Raw genomic sequence first — 15,725 nt, forward strand, 5'->3', positions numbered from 1 at the left:
GACGGAGAAGATCGGCTTTGGGGATGGCGGGCGCAGCCCGCTTCGTGGACTGACTCATCGGCACTGTTTGACCACAGCGAACGAAGTGAGCGGAGGGAGTTTGCCGATGCATCCCCAAAGCCGATCTTTGCAGTGGAGTCGACGGGCCCCCGGGGGGCCCGTCGACCGCCCCGGCATGAGTCCCCAGCCCATCCCCTCACCCGTCGCGACGAGCAGAAGCAGCAGCAGCTAGGCCTGCCACACCCCGAACCCAGCTTCACGCAGAGCGATGCCCAGCTCCACTTCCATGTCGCGTGCCCCGTCGTACGGCATAGGGTTGTAGACCTCGTACAGCTTCGGCAGCAACCTCAGCCCGTACGCCGTGACGAAGCGGTTCGCCTGGATGCCGGCCTTGTGCTTGTCGAAGCGGACGTCCGGGTCCAGCCCCGTCATCCCGACGTAGACGAAGGGCTTGCCGAGCTGGTAGTCGGGGTTGGCCTTGCGGAAGCTCGGCTCGTTCCACACCTGATCGGCCAGCTCCACCACGTAGACGCTGTAGTGATGCTTCGGCCGCCGCGCCACGGTCGCTCAGGCCGGCTTGCCGCGTGCCACCAGTTCGGCGTGGCGCGCCGCGTCGATGTTGCTGCCGCACATGACCAGGCCGACGCGCTTTCCGTCGAGCCGGTCCTTCAGCGGACCGAACAGCGCCGCCACCGCCGCGGCCGGCGCCGGCTCGACCGCGAGCTTCATGTCGATGAACAGGTCGTGCATGCCGCGGCACAGGTCGTCGTCGGAGACGCGCACGATCTCGTCGACGAAACGACGGCACAGGCCAAAGCTGTAGGCCAGCGCATAAGGCGCCCCCAGGCTGTCGGCGATGGTGTCGACCGCGTCGAGCTTCACCGGCTCGCCGGCCCGGAAGCTGCGGTACATCGCATCGGCGCCGAAGGGCTCGACGCCGTAGACGCGGCAGTCCGGATTGAGCTGCTTGACCGCCGCTGCGATGCCCGAGATCAAGCCGCCACCACCGACCGGCACGACCACCGCGTCGAGCTGCGGCACCTGCTGCATGAACTCCAGCCCGACCGTCGCGGTGCCGAGCGAGGTCAGCGGCCCGTCGAACGGATGGATCATCGTGCGGCCCTCGTCGGCCACCAGCGCCTGCGCCTGGGCGAAGGCCTCGTGCACGTTCTTCACCAGCACGACCTTCGCACCGAAGCCCTCGCAGGTGGCGATGCGCAGCGGGCTCGCGTGCTGCGGCATCACGACCGTCGCGCGGGTGCCGGCGATCCGCGCCGCATAGGCAGCCGCGATCGCGTGGTTGCCGGCACTCGCGGCGACGATGCCGCGCCGCTTCGCGTCGGCATCCAGCGCCTCCACGCAGTTCAGCGCGCCGCGCAGCTTGAAGCTGCCGGTGGTCTGCCAGAGCTCCAGCTTCAGCCAGACCTCGGTCGACGGCGACAGGCGCGTCGCGGCGGCGCCGGTCTGCCAGCGCCACGCCGGCGTCGCGAGCACCTTGCCGGCCAGGCGGTCGGCGGTGGCGCGGATGTCGGCCAGGGAGGGGAAGGGCGTTTCGGAAACTTCGGTGGCGTGCGTCATGGGGTTCTCCGGGGCCGGATTGTCCGTGCAAGCGACGCGGCCTGCAGAGGCCCCGGGATAATGCGCCGGATGACAAGCAGCACGAGCGACGGCGACAAGTTATTCAAGCGGCTGGCCGACAGCCTGGACGAGCACACGTTCGTCAAGCTGGTGCTGGCCAAGTACCGCGGGCCCGAACCCGACCTGCTGCGCGCCACGGTGCGCCGCATCCAGGTGCGCGATGCCGACACGCTCAGCTTCGTCTACACCCACCGCACGCGCGACGTGACCAAGAACATGCCGCTCGCCGAGGGCCTGCAAAGCCTGCGCGAACGGGCCACCGAGCTGTTCGGCCACCTGCACCTGATGACGCGTGGCGAGGACGTGCAGCTGATGGTCAGCAAGAAGGGGCAGCAGACGCTGCGCGTGGCCGCTGTCGAGCATGAAGCCGACGACGCGGCCGCCGGCCACGACCGCGAGAAGCACCGCTTCGTCGACCTGACGCGGCCCTTCCTGGCCGACCTCGGTGTCACGACGGCGCAGCACCAGCTGGTGCCCGCGATGGCGCGCAAGTGGAAGCAGATCAACAAGTTCGTCGAGGTGCTCGACAGCGCGCTGAAGGCCTCGCCGCTGCGCGACGCGAAGGACGTGCGGGTGCTCGACTTCGGCGCCGGCAAGGGCTACCTGACGTTTGCGATGCACGACTACCTGCACGGCACGCGCGGCATGAACGCGCAGGTCACCGGCGTCGAGCTGCGCGAGGACATGGTGCGGCTGTGCAACGCCGCCGCGCAGCGCAACGGCATGGCCGGCCTCGCGTTCCGCCACGGCGACGTGCGCACGCATGCGCGCGAACCGGTCGACGTGATGATCGCGCTGCACGCCTGCGACATCGCCACCGACTACGCGATCGACATGGGCATCCGCGCCGGCGCGTCCATCATCATGTGCTCGCCGTGCTGCCACAAGCAGATCCGCCCGCAGCTGCTGAGCCCGCACCCGCTGCGGCCGATCCTGCAGCACGGCATCCACCTCGGCCAGGAAGCCGAGATGCTGACCGACGGCCTGCGCGCGCTGCTGCTCGACTCGCAGGGCTACGACACGCAGGTGTTCGAGTTCGTCGCGCTCGAGCACACCAGCAAGAACAAGATGATCCTGGCGGTGAAGCGCGGCCAGCCGAAGCCGGCCGACGAGGTGCTGGCGCAGATCCGCGAGATCAAGGCCTTCTATGGCATCCGCGAGCACTGTCTGGAGACGCTGCTGGCCGCGGCCTGAACGCTGCGTTCAGGCCGCCAGGATCAGGTCGGCCGCCTTCTCGGCAATCATGATCGTCGGTGCGTTCGTGTTGCCACCGATCAGCGTCGGCATCACCGACGCGTCGACGACGCGCAGGCCCTGCAGCCCGTGCACCCGCAGCGTCGCGTCGACCACCGCCATCGCATCGGCGCCCATCCTGCAGGTGCCGCTCGGGTGGTAGATGGTGTCGGCGCGGTTGCGGATCACCTCGCGGATCTCGTGGTCGCTCGACACGCCGGCGGTGAACAGGTCGCGCCTGACGCGCGACGCGATGGCCGGCGCCTGCAGCAGCCGCTGCGTCAGCTTCCAGCCTTCGACCAGCACCTCCAGGTCGTCCGGATCGTCGAAGTACTTCGGATCGATCAGCGGCACATCGCGGATGTCGCCGCTTTGCACCAGCACCGTGCCGCGGCTGCGCGGGCGCAGCAGGCAGACGTGGCACGACAGCCCGTGCCGCAGGTGCAGCTTGCGCGCATGGTCGTCGACCAGCGCGACGACGAAGTGCAGCTGCACGTCCGGCGCCGTCGATTCGGGCGACACCCGCAGGAAGCCGCCGCCCTCGGCGAAGTTGCTGGTCAGCGGCCCGCTGCGCTCGCGCCGGTAGCGGCCGAACGCGCGCAACGCGCTGAGGCTGCCGGCCGGCGAGAAGCCGAACAGCGCCGTGTCGGGCACGCGGTAGCCGAACGTGAAATCGATGTGGTCCTGCAGGTTGCGGCCGACGCCCGGCAGGTGGTGCTTCAGGTGGATGCCGGTGCGCTGCAGGAAGGCGCCGTCGCCGACGCCCGACACCTGCAGCAGCTGCGGCGTCTGCAATGCGCCGGCGCACAGGATCACCTCGCGGCGCGCCATCAGCCGCTCGACGTGGCCGCCACGCGCCATCTCGATGCCGACCGCACGCTTGCCGTCGAACAGCACGCGCAGCGTCTGCGCCTTCGTCAGCACGTGCAGGTTGTCGCGGCGGTCCATCACCGGGTGCAGGTACGCGCGCGCGGCGCTCCAGCGCTCTCCGCGGTGCTGCGTGACCTGGTAGAGGCCGATGCCGTCCTGGCTTGCGCCGTTGAAGTCGTCGTTCAGCGCGAAGCCGGCCTCGCGCGCCGCCTGCAGCCAGACCTGCTGCCACGGGTTCGCGCTGCGCAGCTCGCCGACGTGCAGCGGGCCGCTGCTCCCGTGGAACTCGTCGTGCAGCCGCTCGTTGTTCTCGGCCTTCTTGAAGTACGGCAGCACCTCGTCGTAGGACCAGCCGGGGTTGCCGAGCGCGGCCCAGTGGTCGTAGTCGCTGCGGTGGCCGCGGATGTAGATCATCGCGTTGATCGCCGACGAGCCGCCCAGCGCCTTGCCGCGCGGCTGGTAGCCGCGGCGGCCGTTCAGGCCGGTCTGCGGCACGGTCTCGAAGGCCCAGTTGTTCAGCCGCGTCGGCAGCATCGTGACCGCGCCGACCGGCATGTCGATCAACGCGCCGCGGCCGTCGCCGCCGGCCTCGATCAACGCGACCGTGTTCGCCGGGTCGGCGCTGAGCCGGTTCGCGAGCACGCAGCCGGCCGAGCCGCCACCGACGATCAGGAAATCGACTTCGTTCGTCTCTGTCATGGAGGCGCATGCTCGCGGCGCGGCCGCAGCGGTGTCAATCGGCAGCGTCCCGCGGCCAGACCCACCGGGCCTAGATGAGGCTGTGGCCGAACTGCGGCGGGCCGGGCAGCATCAGGTCCTCGATCGACGGCAGCCCGCCGAGCAGCATCGGCGTCCAGTGCTCGGCCGGCGCCGGCGCATGGAACAGGAAGCCCTGGTAGGCGTCGACGCCCAGCATCTGCAGGAAGCGCAGTTGCGCGCCGCGCTCGACGCCTTCGGCCACCACCTGCAGGTGCAGGTTGTTGGCCAGCGTGACGATCGAGCGCACGATGCGCTCGCGCCGCGCATTGCCCGGCAGGTCGAGCAGGAAGCTGCGGTCGATCTTCAGCACGTCGATCGGCAGGTCGGCCAGCTTCGACAGCGACGAATAGCCGGTGCCGAAATCGTCGATCGAGATCTTGAACGACCATTCGCGCAGCAGCTTCAGCTGCGCGAGCGCGCGCTCCGGCCGCTCGGCGAGGAAGGTCTCGGTGACCTCCAGGTCGAGCGCGCCGACCGGCACGTCGTAGCGGCCGACCGCGGCGAGCACCGTCTCGAACAGGTTGTCGCGGTCGAGGTCGCGCGCCGACAGGTTCACAGCGACGCGCGGCGCCGGCGCGCCGGCCGCCATCCACAGCGCGAGCTGCCGGCACACCTCGTCGAGGATGTAGTCGGTGATGCGCGACACGCAGCCCATCTGCTCGGCCACCGGCACGAACTCGGCCGGCGACACCGCGCCGAGCGCCGGGCTGTTCCAGCGCACCAGCGCCTCGAAGCCGAGCAACTGGCCGTTCGAACGCACCTGCGGCTGGTAGACGACGTGCAGCTCGCGGTCGTCGATCGCGCGCTCGAGCGCCGACTCGATCGCGATGCGGCGGCTGACCGCGCGCTCGCTGATCGGCGTGCCGACGTCGTCGGCGTTGGCGCCTTCGCGCGCCAGCTCCATCGCGACGCCGCTGCGGTGCATCACCTCGGCGGCCTGCGCGCTGTCGTTCGGGAACAGCGCGGCGCCGAGCGCGAGCTCCACCTGCACTTGGCCGCTGCCGACCTGCAACTGGTGCGGCAGCGCCCGGCGCAGCCGCGTCACCGCCATCATGGCCTGCACTGCCGGCACCGGCGGGAGCGCGATGCTCAGCATCGAGCCGCGGGTGCGGGCGATGTAGCTGTCCTTGCCGCCGGCCTCGCGCAGCGCGTTCGCGAACGCGACGATGAACTGGTTGCCCTGCGCCATGCCGAAGCGCGCGTTGACCTGGCGCAGCGAGCCGAGCCCGCACGACACCACCGGGATCACCATGCCGGGCAGCAGCATCGCGCGCTGGCGCTCCAGCCACTGCGCCATGCCTTCGGGGCGCGGCAGGCCGGTGACGACGTCGTGCGAGGCCAGGTACTCGGCCTCGGCCTGGCTGCGCACCAGGTTGCGCTGCAGCTCGCGCAGCTCGGTCACGTCCTGGAAGCTGACCGCGAAGTGGCGATCGCCGCAGGCGAAGCGGTTGCGCACCACCAGCCGGCGCTGCGCACGGCCTTCGCCGACCAGCCATTCGGTGCCGGCGTCGAAGCTCGGGACAGCGCTACCTTCCGGGGCGGGCGAACGCAGCCAGCGGGACAGCGGCTGGTCGTCGACGACGCTGCCGGCGAGCTGCGCGAACAGCCGGTTGCCGCGGCGCACGCGGCCGTCGTCGCGGCACACCACGACGGCGGTGCCCTGGTTCTCGAACAGGTCCTCGTACAGGTCCTGCATGCGCTGGGCATGCTGCTGCGAATGCTTGACCGCGCTCAGGATGCGGAACACCGCGAGCGGCAGGCAGAAGTTGAAGAAGGTGAACAGCAGGCCGTGGATGTACAGCGGCGAGGTGTCGATGGTGACGTCGATGCCGAACAGGTTGGGCATCACGAAGCCGCTGGCCGCGAACCAGAACGGCACGATGTTGAACGCCATCAGCGCGAGCGCGAGCCGGTAGCCGCGCAGCAGGCCCGCCAGCAGCGGCGCCGAATAGCAGAACACATAGCCCAGGCGCTGCACCTCGGGAATGCGCACGCAGGTGGCAATCACCACGCCGGCGGCGTAGACGGCGACGATCAGGCCGTTGGCGCTCAGACGCTGGTGCTGCGTCGACCAGCGGATCGCCGCCAGCAGCGCGACGTAGAACGCGATGACGATGAACAGGATGTAGTAGACGCCGCGCTGCAGCCCGAGCCACGAGCTGTGCAATGCGATCGCGGCCTCGAGCGTGATGCCGCTGAGCAGGACGATGCGCAGCGCGCTCAGCTGAACGCGGCTGTCGGTGTCCTGGGACGGGCGGCCCGGCAATTGCAGGAAGGCGTGCAAGGACGCCCAGAGGCGCTCACCCGTCGAGATCAAGCGGCGGAACATCGGATCAGGCTGACGTGGCTGCTGACTGGCAAAGCTGCTGAGTGTGCCCGTCGCTGGTGCACACACGACGGCGGCGAGCGTGAACGACTTCACGGCAGGAGGGCAGCCCCTGGGGGAAACCCGTGCATCCAGTGCTGGGCGCGATCGACGGTGATGCCCGCATGCGATGGGTCCGCCGGCTCAGCCCGGCGAGGGCGAGGGCCCGGCGGGCCCGAAGCCGCGCGCGCGGTCGATGGCGAACTGCGTCGCAAACGCCGCGAAGCGGCCGGCGTCGAGCGCCTCGCGCACCTCGCGCATCAGGTTCAGGTAGTAGTGCAGGTTGTGGATGGTGGTGAGCATCGGCCCGAGCATCTCGCCGCAGCGGTCGAGGTGGTGCAGGTAGGCGCGGCTGAAGCCCTTGCAGGTGTGGCAGCTGCAGGTCTCGTCGATCGGGCGCTCGTCGGTGCGGTAGCGGGCGTTGCGCAGCCGCAGGTCGCCGAAGCGGGTGAACAGGTGGCCGTTGCGCGCGTTGCGGGTGGGCATCACGCAGTCGAACATGTCGACGCCGGCGGCGACGCCCTCGACCAGGTCTTCCGGCGTGCCGACGCCCATCAGGTAGCGCGGCTTGTGGGCCGGCAGCCGGTGCGGCGTGTGGGCCATGATGCGTTGCATCTCGGCCTTGGGTTCGCCGACGCTGACGCCGCCGATCGCGTAGCCGGGCAGGTCGAGCTCGACCAGCGACGCGAGCGATTCCTCGCGCAGGTTCTCGAACATGCCGCCCTGCACGATGCCGAACAGCGCGTTCGGGTTCTCGTTGCGCTGGAACTCGGCCAGGCAGCGGCGCGCCCAGCGCAGGCTGAGCTCCATCGAGCTGCGGGCCTCGGCCTCGGTGGTGAGGTGGCCCTTGCTTTCATAGGGCGTGCACTCGTCGAACTGCATCACGATGTCGCTGTTCAGCGCGTGCTGGATCTGCATGCTGATCTCGGGCGTCAGGAACAGCTTGTCGCCGTTGACCGGCGACGCGAAGCGCACGCCTTCTTCGCTGATCTTGCGCATGTCGCCCAGCGACCAGACCTGGAAGCCGCCGCTGTCGGTCAGGATCGGCCTAGTCCAGCCTTCGAAGCGGTGCAGCCCGCCGAACTGGCGCAGGATGTCGACGCCCGGGCGCAGCCACAGGTGGAAGGTGTTGCCGAGGATGATCTGCGCGCCCATGTCTTCGAGCGACTGCGGCATCACGCCCTTGACGGTGCCGTAGGTGCCCACCGGCATGAAGATCGGGGTCTCGACGACGCCGTGGTTCAGCGTCAGGCGGCCGCGGCGCGCGTGGCCTTCGGTCTTGAGGAGGTCAAACTGGAGCATGGGGGGATTGTCCTGCAAGCCCAGGCCCGAACCTTGTCTGGTTGTGGTCCTGGGGCAGCACCGATAACATAACAAACGTTATAACCTTCAGGGCTTGCCATGCACACGCTGAAACTCACGCAGATCGGCAATTCGGTCGGCGTCATCCTGCCCAAAGAGGTTTTGGTGCGGCTGAAAGTCGAGAAAGGTGATGTCGTCTATCTCACCGATAGCCCCGATGGCGTCAGGATCACGCCGCATGATCCGGCCTTCGAGACGCAGATGGAGCTTGCTCGCCAGATCATGAAGAAGCGTCGTGCGGCTTTGCGCGAACTGGCGAAGTGATGGCGGACTGGATCTGGCTCGACCGCGCCGCCATTCAGGCGATTCACGAAGAGCAGCTGGCCGAGCACGGTGGTGGTACCGGGGTGCGGGACGAGGGATTGATGGACTCGGCGTTGGCCCGGCCGCAGCAGCTGGCGTACTACGGCACACCGGATGCGGCTGCGGTTGCTGCCGCCTATGGGTTCGGACTGGCGCGCAACCATCCGTTTGTTGATGGGAACAAGCGGACAGCGTTCGTGGCGGCAGAACTGTTCCTCGCCTTGAACGGCTTCGACCTGATTGCGGACGACGAGGAATGCGTTCTGACCGTGCTGGCATTGGCGAGCGGCACGCTCACGGAGGAAGCGTTCGCGACCTGGATTCGGCAGAACACGGTGAAGCTTTGAATGCCTTGCGCGTCAATTCACGCTTCACTGCGCCAATGGGATTGCGGCCACGCTAGGTTTTGCGCTCCAGCAGCATCGCATCCCCATAGCTGAAGAAGCGGTAGCCCTGCGCGATCGCGTGCGCGTACAGCGCCGTCACGTGGCCGTACCCGGCGAACGCGCTGACCAGCATCAGCAGCGTGCTCTTCGGCAGGTGGAAGTTGGTGACCAGCACGTCGACGACACGAAACGTGAAACCGGGCGTGATGAAGATGTCGGTGTCGCGGCTGCCGGCCTGCAGGCTGCCGCCACGCGCGGCCGATTCGAGCGCGCGCAGCGTGGTCGTGCCGACCGACACCACCCGGCCGCCGGCCGCGTGCGTGCGCGCGATCGCGTCGACCGTGGCCTGCGGCACCTCGAACCATTCGCTGTGCATCGTGTGCTCGGCGATGTTCTCGCTGCGCACCGGCTGGAAGGTGCCGGCGCCGACGTGCAGCGTGACGCTCGCCGTGCCGACGCCGCGCTCGCGCAGCGCGGCCAGCACGCCTTCGTCGAAATGCAGCGCCGCCGTCGGCGCGGCGGCCGCGCCCGGCCGTGCGGCGAACACCGTCTGGTAGCGCCGCTCGTCGTCGGCCTCGTCGGCATGCGTGATGTACGGCGGCAACGGCACATGGCCGTGCCGCTCCAGCAGCGCGAGCGGATCGGACGGGAAGCGCAGGTGGAACAGGCTGCCGTCCGGCCCGCCGCGGCCCAGCACCTCGGCATCGAACGCGTCGGCGAAGCGCACCGTCTGGCCCGGCTTCGGCGACTTGCTGGCGCGCAGGTGCATCAGCAGTTCGTTGCCCGGCAGCAGCCGCTCGACCAGCGCCTCGACCGCACCGCCGCTGGCCTTCGCGCCGAACAGCCGCGCCTTGATCACGCGCGTGTCGTTGAAGACCAGCAGGTCGCCCGGCTGCAGCAGCGCCGGCAGGTCGCGGAAGATGCGGTCGGTGGGCGGAAGCTTGCGGCCGTCGAGCAGGCGTGACGCACTGCGTTCGGCGGCCGGGTGCTGCGCGATCAGCTCGGGCGGCAGCGCGAAGTCGAAATCGCTCAGCGTGAAGTGGCGAGGGGAGGGGGACGGAACGGAATCGGACGACATGGCATGCAGGCTGGACCGGCCTGACGAAGATCTGCAGGGCCGGATTGTTTCACGCGGCGGATCGCACGGCAGAATCAGCGCATGCCCGGTCGCGCCGTCTCGTCTGCTGTCGAAACCCCTGTCGCAGCGCCCGTGCGCGAAAAATCCGCCCCGCAGAAGGCGATGGAGAAGCTGGGCCTGGTGCGCGACATCGACCTTGCGCTGCACCTGCCGCTGCGCTACGAGGACGAGACCCGCATCGTGCCGATCGCCACGCTGCGCGACGGCGACACCGCGCAGGTCGAAGGCATCGTGCGCGAGTGCGAGATCCAGTTCCGCCCGCGCCGCCAGCTGGTCGTGAAGATCGACGACGGCACCGAGGAACTCTGGCTGCGCTTCCTGAACTTCTATCCGAACCACCAGAAGACGCTCGGCGTCGGCAAGCGGGTGCGGGTGCGCGGCGAGGCGCGCGGCGGCTTCTTCGGGCGCGAGATGGTGCACCCGAACTTCAAGGGCGTCGACGACGACACGCCGCTGGCCGAGGCGCTGACGCCCGTCTACCCGACCAGCGCGACGCTGCCGCAGGCCTACCTGCGCAAGGCGGTGGCCTCGGGGCTGCAGCGTGCCGACCTGTCGGAGATCGTGCCGGCGGCCCTGCTGCCGCCCGGGCTGGTGAGCCTGCGCGACGCGCTGCGCTTCCTGCACCATCCGACCCCGGACGTCAGCCTGGCCACGCTCGAAGACCACAGCCACCCGGCCTGGCAGCGGCTGAAGTTCGAGGAGCTGCTCGCGCAGCAGCTGTCGCAGCTGCAGGCCAAGCAGGAGCGGGCGCTGCAGCAGGCGCCGGCCTTCACGGTGCAGGCGGGCGGCCTGCAGGAGAAGCTGCTCGCGGCGCTGCCGTTCTCGCTGACACCGGCGCAGCGCCGCGTCGTCGAGGAGATCGCGCTCGACCTGCAGCGCCCGGTGCCGATGCACCGGCTGCTGCAGGGCGACGTCGGTTCGGGCAAGACGGTGGTGGCGGCGCTGTCGGCCGCGATTGCGATGAACGAAGGCTGGCAGTGCGCGCTGATGGCGCCGACCGAGATCCTCGCCGAGCAGCATTTCCGCAAGCTGGTCGGCTGGCTCGAGCCGCTGGGCGTGCAGGTGGCCTGGCTGACCGGCAGCCGCAAGGGCAAGGCGCGGCGCGAGATGCTGGCGCGCGTGGCCTCGGGCGAGGCCGGGCTGGTGGTCGGCACGCATGCGGTGATCCAGGGCGAGGTCGAGTTCGCGCGGCTGGGGCTGGCCATCATCGACGAGCAGCACCGCTTCGGCGTCGCGCAGCGGCTCGCGCTGCGCGCCAAGCTGCAACAGGGCGCGCTGGAGCCGCACCTGCTGATGATGAGCGCGACGCCGATCCCGCGCACCCTCGCGATGACGGTGTTCGGCGACCTCGACGTCAGCACCATCGACGAACTGCCGCCGGGTCGCACGCCGATCGTCACCAAGGTGTTCAGCGATGCGCGCCGCGACAACGTGATCCTGACCATCGCCGACGAGGTGGCGCGCGGCCGGCAGGTCTACTGGGTGTGCCCGCTGATCGAGGAATCGGAGACGCTGGACCTGCAGAACGCCACCGCGACGCACCAGCAGCTGTGCGAGGCGCTGCCCGACGAGATGGTCGGCCTGCTGCACGGCCGCATGCCGTCGGCCGAGAAGGCGGCGGTGATGGCGCTGTTCACCGCCGGCCGGATGAAGGTGCTGGTGAGCACCACGGTGATCGAGGTCGGCGTCGACGTGCCGAACGCCTCGCTGATGGTGATCGAGCACGCCGAGCGCTTCGGGCTGAGCCAGCTGCACCAGCTGCGCGGGCGGGTCGGGCGCGGCTCGGTCGCGAGCGTCTGCGTGCTGGTCTACACCGCGCCGTTGTCGCCCACCGGCAAGGACCGGCTGCGCGCGATGGCCGAGACCAACGACGGGTTCGAGATCGCGCGGCGCGACCTGGAGATCCGCGGGCCAGGCGAGTTCCTCGGTGCGCGGCAGTCGGGCGCGCCGCTGCTGCGCTTTGCCGACCTCGCGCTCGACGAGGCGCTGGTGCACCGGGCACGGGCGGTCGCGACGACGCTGCTGGCGCAGCACCCGCGCATCGCCGAGCAGCACGTGCTGCGCTGGCTGGGTGGCAAGGCCGAGTACCTGAAGGCCTGACGGGCAACCCCCTAGTTTCTGGCGTCCTTTCGACGCGAGGGGCGGGATAGCATCCGCGGCGACACCGTCAACCCCGGAGGGCGTGCCCATGAACCTGATCCAGCGTGTTCAAGACATCCTGCTGAAGCCGAAGGCCACCTGGCCGGTCATCGATGGCGAGGTCGAGACCACCGCGTCGCTCTACCAGCGTTACGTGATGATTCTCGCGGCCATCCCGGCGGTGGCGAGCTTCATCGGGTTGTCGGTGGTCGGCTTCGGCGGGTACGGCATGGCGTTACGCGTGCCGATCCTGTCGGGCCTCGCGCACATGGTGGTCGGCTACGTGCTCGGGCTGGTGATGGTGTTCGTGCTGGCGCTGGTCGTCGACGCGCTCGCGCCGACCTTCGGGGGCCGCAAGGACCCGATCAGCGCGCTGAAGGTGGTCGCCTATTCGATGACTGCGGCCTGGGTCGGCGGGATCTTCGCGCTGTTGCCGTCGATCGGCGTGCTCGGGCTGCTGGCGTCGCTGTATTCGATCTACCTGCTCTTCACCGGCCTGCCGGTGCTGATGAAGGCGCCCGAGGCGAAGGCGGCGGCGTACACCGCGGTGGTGATCCTGTGCGCCGTCGTGCTGATGCTGGTGCTGGCGGCGCTCTCCGGCCTGGCGCTGCCCACGCGCAGCATGTTCGGCACCACGACGGCCGGCGGCCCTGCCGTGACGATCAAGACGCCCGACGGCGAGGTCAAGATCGACACCGCGAAGATGGATGCGCTCGCGAAGAAGATGGAAGAGGCTGGCAAGCGGATGGAAGAAGCGCAGAAGTCCGGCGACGCGGCTGCCACCGGCAAGGCGATGGGCGCGCTGACCGGCGGCAACGGCCAGCCGATCGCGCCGGCCGACCTGAAGGCCGCGCTGCCCGAGGCGCTGGGCGATCTGAAGCGCGAATCGATCGAATCGCAGGGCGGCCAGGCGATCGGCATCGCCAGCTCGATGGCCAAGGCCTCGTATGCCGCTGCCGACAAGCGGGTGCAACTGAGCATCACCGACCTGGGCGGCACCGCCGGCCTGGCGGCATTGGCCGGCTGGGCCAACATGACGATGGACAAGGAGACGGCCGAGCAGGTCGAGAAGGCCTACAAGCAGGGCGAGCGCACGGTGCGCGAGGAATACCGCAAGGACGGCAGCCATGGCGAGGTGACGGTGCTGCTGACCAATGGCGTGATCGTCGAGGCCAAGGGGCAGCAGGTCGACCTGGCGGCGTTGAAGAAGGCGCTCGATGCCGTCGGGCTCGACAAGCTCGAGGCGATCAAGCGCCCTGCGAAGGCCTGAACCCGGTCAACTGCCGAAGTGGATCTGGTAGCGGGCGCCGTCGGAGAACTGGCAGGCGCCGGTGCCGATGCCCGGCCCGGTGATCAGGTACTCGCATTGCGCGTTGACGCCCTTGCCGCCATACGCGTTCGCGATGCCGCGGCGGCCGCTGAAGCTGCGCTGGTTCAGCCCCAGCACCTCGTTGTAGAGGCGGCCGAACGCGGCGTAGCTGCCGTCGACGCGGGTGCTCTCGCCCTGCATCGTGTCGCCCAGGTACGACAGCGTGAAGCTGCCGCGGCCGGTGTTGTTGTCGACGACGACGGCGGTCAGCAGCCCGCCCTTGTTGGCCTGCGTGTTCAGCGGATACAGCCGGGCGTTCATCACGGTGGGGGCGGGCGGTGCCGCGGGCGCGGGAGGCGTCACGACGGTCACCTGGGTGGGCGCCGTGCCGTCGCTGCGCGCGTCGGCGCGCTGGATCGGGTAGCCCTGGCCGGTGCGCGGGTCGATCGGCACGACGTAGCAGGCAGACAGCGAGGCCGCGACCGCCAGCAGCGAGGCGGCATTCAGGGCACGTGAAGGGGGCTTGCTCATTCGAGGTCTTTCGGTAGGCGGCAGATGCCGCGGGCCGGAGAATCCGTCGGCGCCCCGGCCTCGGCAAGCAGCACGACCCGGGGTATCGCAAGGCGATGCCGGCAGGCGCATGACGCGCGCCCGGGTGTCGGATATTCTTCCGCTTCCTCCGTGCTGGAGGCTTGAGCGGGATGCCATGACACTGACGGAGTTGAGATACATCGTTGCGGTCGCCAGGGAGAAGCACTTCGGCCGTGCCGCCGAGGCCTGCTTCGTCTCGCAGCCGACCCTCAGCGTCGCGATCAAGAAGCTCGAGGAGGAGCTCGACGTCAAGCTGTTCGAGCGCGGCTCCAACGAGGTCAGCGCGACCCCGCTCGGCGAGGAGATCGTGCGCCAGGCCCAGTCGGTGATCGACCAGGCGGCCGGCATCAAGGAGATCGCCAAGCGCGGCAAGGACCCGGTGTCGGGGCCGCTGCGCGTCGGCGTGATCTACACGATCGGCCCCTACCTGCTGCCCGACCTGGTGAAGCAGGCGATCGAGCGCGTGCCGCAGATGCCGCTGGTGCTGCAGGAGAACTTCACCGCCCGGCTGCTCGACATGCTGCGCACCGGCGAGCTCGACTGCGCGATCATGGCCGAGCCCTTCCCCGACACCGGCCTCGCGATGGCGCCGCTGTACGACGAGCCCTTCGTCGTCGCGCTGCCGAAGGACCACCCGCTGGCCAGGCGCAAGCGCATCACCGCCGAAGAGCTGAAGCAGGAGACGATGCTGCTGCTGGGCACCGGCCACTGCTTCCGCGACCACGTGCTCGAGGTCTGTCCCGAGTACGCCCGCTTCTCGAGCGATGCCGAGGGCATCCGCAAGAGCTTCGAAGGCTCGTCGCTCGAGACCATCAAGTACATGGTGGCCTCGGGCATGGGCGTCACCGTGGTGCCGCAGCTGAGCGTGCCGAAGGACCAGCAGCCGCATGTGCGCTACGTGCCGTTCGCGACGCCGGTGCCGACGCGGCGCGTGGTGCTGGCGTGGCGCCGCACCTTCACGCGCTACGAGGCGATCGCCGCGCTGCGCAATGCGATCTACGCCTGTCCGCTCGAAGGCGTCAGCAGAGTGTCGTGAGGGGCCTTTGAAGGCTGACTAGACTCGACCCGATTCACCCTTGTTTCCCGGAGATTCCCAGATGGCGAAGAAAACCAAGACCGCTTCCGTTCCCGCAGCCTCGACCGCCCCGAGCGGCGGCATGGGCATCCACATCGGCATCAGCGACAAGGACCGCGCGGCCATCGCCGGTGGCCTGAGCAAGCTGCTGGCCGACACCTACACGCTGTACCTGACGACGCACAACTTCCACTGGAACGTCACCGGGCCGATGTTCAACACGCTGCACCTGATGTTCATGACGCAGTACACCGAGCTGTGGGCTGCGGTCGACCCGGTCGCCGAGCGCATCCGCTCGCTGGGCCACCCGGCGCCCGGTTCGTACGCACAGTTCGGCGCGCTGGCCTCGATCCAGGACGCACCGGCGGTGCCGCCGAAGGCGCTCGAGATGGTGCGCATCCTGGTGCAGGGCCACGAGGCGGTCGCGCGCACCGCGCGCAGCCTGTTCCCGCTGGCCGACAAGGCCGGCGACGAGCCGACCGCCGACCTGCTGACCCAGCGCCTGACGGTGCACGAACAGACTGCGTGGATGTTGCGCAGCCTGCTCGAAGAGTGAA

At 69.4% G+C, this 15,725-nt stretch carries 14 protein-coding genes; 7 read left to right on the forward strand and 7 right to left on the reverse strand.

Features of this window, described 5'->3' with window-relative positions; translation table 11 throughout:
* Nucleotides 1-228 precede the first annotated feature (228 nt).
* Together ASC98_RS12770 and ASC98_RS12775 are read right to left on the reverse strand one after the other, a co-directional pair.
* Complete coding sequence (locus ASC98_RS12770; protein WP_056807649.1) at nucleotides 229-561, reverse strand: hypothetical protein; 333 nt, start codon at nucleotides 559-561, stop codon at nucleotides 229-231.
* A gap of 6 nt (nucleotides 562-567) precedes the next feature.
* Nucleotides 568-1,578, reverse strand: coding sequence for a threonine/serine dehydratase (locus tag ASC98_RS12775; RefSeq protein ID WP_056807651.1), 1,011 nt, complete (start codon nucleotides 1,576-1,578; stop codon nucleotides 568-570).
* A 69-nt stretch (nucleotides 1,579-1,647) separates the two neighbouring features.
* On the opposite strand from ASC98_RS12775, the gene ASC98_RS12780 reads away from it, so the two are divergent.
* Complete coding sequence (locus ASC98_RS12780; protein ID WP_056807652.1) at nucleotides 1,648-2,832, forward strand: SAM-dependent methyltransferase; 1,185 nt, start codon at nucleotides 1,648-1,650, stop codon at nucleotides 2,830-2,832.
* 9 nt (nucleotides 2,833-2,841) lie between these two features.
* Here ASC98_RS12780 and ASC98_RS12785 read toward each other — a convergent pair whose 3' ends face one another.
* From ASC98_RS12785 to tgt, 3 genes are all read right to left on the reverse strand, one after another.
* Complete coding sequence (locus ASC98_RS12785; RefSeq protein WP_056807654.1) at nucleotides 2,842-4,440, reverse strand: GMC family oxidoreductase; 1,599 nt, start codon at nucleotides 4,438-4,440, stop codon at nucleotides 2,842-2,844.
* Nucleotides 4,441-4,510: 70 nt separating this feature from the next.
* Nucleotides 4,511-6,829, reverse strand: a complete 2,319-nt coding sequence (locus ASC98_RS12790; RefSeq protein WP_056807655.1) for a bifunctional diguanylate cyclase/phosphodiesterase — start codon at nucleotides 6,827-6,829, stop codon at nucleotides 4,511-4,513.
* A gap of 180 nt (nucleotides 6,830-7,009) precedes the next feature.
* Nucleotides 7,010-8,167 (reverse strand): tRNA guanosine(34) transglycosylase Tgt, encoded by a 1,158-nt coding sequence (tgt, locus tag ASC98_RS12795; protein ID WP_056807658.1) that lies wholly within the window; start codon nucleotides 8,165-8,167, stop codon nucleotides 7,010-7,012.
* A gap of 99 nt (nucleotides 8,168-8,266) precedes the next feature.
* On the opposite strand from tgt, the gene ASC98_RS12800 reads away from it, so the two are divergent.
* Nucleotides 8,267-8,491, forward strand: a complete 225-nt coding sequence (locus tag ASC98_RS12800) for an AbrB/MazE/SpoVT family DNA-binding domain-containing protein (RefSeq protein ID WP_056807659.1) — start codon at nucleotides 8,267-8,269, stop codon at nucleotides 8,489-8,491.
* Entirely contained in the window at nucleotides 8,491-8,877 is a 387-nt protein-coding gene (locus tag ASC98_RS12805) for a type II toxin-antitoxin system death-on-curing family toxin (protein WP_056807813.1), read from the forward strand. Before ASC98_RS12800 ends, ASC98_RS12805 begins: the two co-directional genes overlap by 1 nt.
* A gap of 52 nt (nucleotides 8,878-8,929) precedes the next feature.
* Here ASC98_RS12805 and queA read toward each other — a convergent pair whose 3' ends face one another.
* The gene (queA, locus tag ASC98_RS12810) at nucleotides 8,930-9,994 is read right to left on the reverse strand and encodes a tRNA preQ1(34) S-adenosylmethionine ribosyltransferase-isomerase QueA (protein WP_056807662.1); all 1,065 of its coding nucleotides are present in this window, start codon (nucleotides 9,992-9,994) and stop codon (nucleotides 8,930-8,932) included.
* Nucleotides 9,995-10,075: 81 nt separating this feature from the next.
* Between queA and recG the strand changes: the two genes are divergently transcribed.
* The gene (recG, locus tag ASC98_RS12815) at nucleotides 10,076-12,154 is read left to right on the forward strand and encodes an ATP-dependent DNA helicase RecG (protein ID WP_082541764.1); all 2,079 of its coding nucleotides are present in this window, start codon (nucleotides 10,076-10,078) and stop codon (nucleotides 12,152-12,154) included.
* A gap of 88 nt (nucleotides 12,155-12,242) precedes the next feature.
* Nucleotides 12,243-13,463, forward strand: a complete 1,221-nt coding sequence (locus ASC98_RS12820) for a Yip1 family protein (RefSeq protein WP_056819990.1) — start codon at nucleotides 12,243-12,245, stop codon at nucleotides 13,461-13,463.
* 6 nt (nucleotides 13,464-13,469) lie between these two features.
* Here the strand turns inward: ASC98_RS12820 and ASC98_RS12825 are convergent, their stop codons facing one another.
* Nucleotides 13,470-14,033, reverse strand: coding sequence for a hypothetical protein (locus tag ASC98_RS12825; RefSeq protein WP_056807667.1), 564 nt, complete (start codon nucleotides 14,031-14,033; stop codon nucleotides 13,470-13,472).
* A 175-nt stretch (nucleotides 14,034-14,208) separates the two neighbouring features.
* Between ASC98_RS12825 and ASC98_RS12830 the strand changes: the two genes are divergently transcribed.
* Nucleotides 14,209-15,129: a LysR substrate-binding domain-containing protein gene (locus tag ASC98_RS12830; protein ID WP_056807669.1), complete on the forward strand. Its 921-nt coding sequence runs from the start codon at nucleotides 14,209-14,211 to the stop codon at nucleotides 15,127-15,129.
* 121 nt (nucleotides 15,130-15,250) lie between these two features.
* On the forward strand, nucleotides 15,251-15,724 hold the full coding sequence (locus ASC98_RS12835) for a Dps family protein (protein ID WP_157597879.1): 474 nt from the start codon (nucleotides 15,251-15,253) through the stop codon (nucleotides 15,722-15,724).
* Nucleotide 15,725: the final 1 nt, after the last annotated feature.

The organism is Rhizobacter sp. Root1238 (genome assembly GCF_001425825.1).
In the GTDB taxonomy this organism is placed as follows: Bacteria; Pseudomonadota; Gammaproteobacteria; order Burkholderiales; family Burkholderiaceae_C; genus Rhizobacter.

What these genes read in the sequence shown, in the direction of transcription:
- ASC98_RS12775 (WP_056807651.1), bottom strand. Translation starts at nt 1,578, where the DNA reads ATGACGCACGCCACCGAAGTTTCCGAAACGCCCTTCCCCTCCCTGGCC.
- ASC98_RS12785 (WP_056807654.1), bottom strand. Translation starts at nt 4,440, where the DNA reads ATGACAGAGACGAACGAAGTCGATTTCCTGATCGTCGGTGGCGGCTCG.
- ASC98_RS12790 (WP_056807655.1), bottom strand. Translation starts at nt 6,829, where the DNA reads ATGTTCCGCCGCTTGATCTCGACGGGTGAGCGCCTCTGGGCGTCCTTG.
- ASC98_RS12835 (WP_157597879.1), top strand. Translation starts at nt 15,251, where the DNA reads ATGGGCATCCACATCGGCATCAGCGACAAGGACCGCGCGGCCATCGCC.
- ASC98_RS12830 (WP_056807669.1), top strand. Translation starts at nt 14,209, where the DNA reads ATGACACTGACGGAGTTGAGATACATCGTTGCGGTCGCCAGGGAGAAG.
- queA (WP_056807662.1), bottom strand. Translation starts at nt 9,994, where the DNA reads ATGTCGTCCGATTCCGTTCCGTCCCCCTCCCCTCGCCACTTCACGCTG.
- ASC98_RS12820 (WP_056819990.1), top strand. Translation starts at nt 12,243, where the DNA reads ATGAACCTGATCCAGCGTGTTCAAGACATCCTGCTGAAGCCGAAGGCC.
- recG (WP_082541764.1), top strand. Translation starts at nt 10,076, where the DNA reads ATGCCCGGTCGCGCCGTCTCGTCTGCTGTCGAAACCCCTGTCGCAGCG.
- ASC98_RS12805 (WP_056807813.1), top strand. Translation starts at nt 8,491, where the DNA reads ATGGCGGACTGGATCTGGCTCGACCGCGCCGCCATTCAGGCGATTCAC.
- ASC98_RS12780 (WP_056807652.1), top strand. Translation starts at nt 1,648, where the DNA reads ATGACAAGCAGCACGAGCGACGGCGACAAGTTATTCAAGCGGCTGGCC.
- ASC98_RS12800 (WP_056807659.1), top strand. Translation starts at nt 8,267, where the DNA reads ATGCACACGCTGAAACTCACGCAGATCGGCAATTCGGTCGGCGTCATC.
- ASC98_RS12825 (WP_056807667.1), bottom strand. Translation starts at nt 14,033, where the DNA reads ATGAGCAAGCCCCCTTCACGTGCCCTGAATGCCGCCTCGCTGCTGGCG.
- tgt (WP_056807658.1), bottom strand. Translation starts at nt 8,167, where the DNA reads ATGCTCCAGTTTGACCTCCTCAAGACCGAAGGCCACGCGCGCCGCGGC.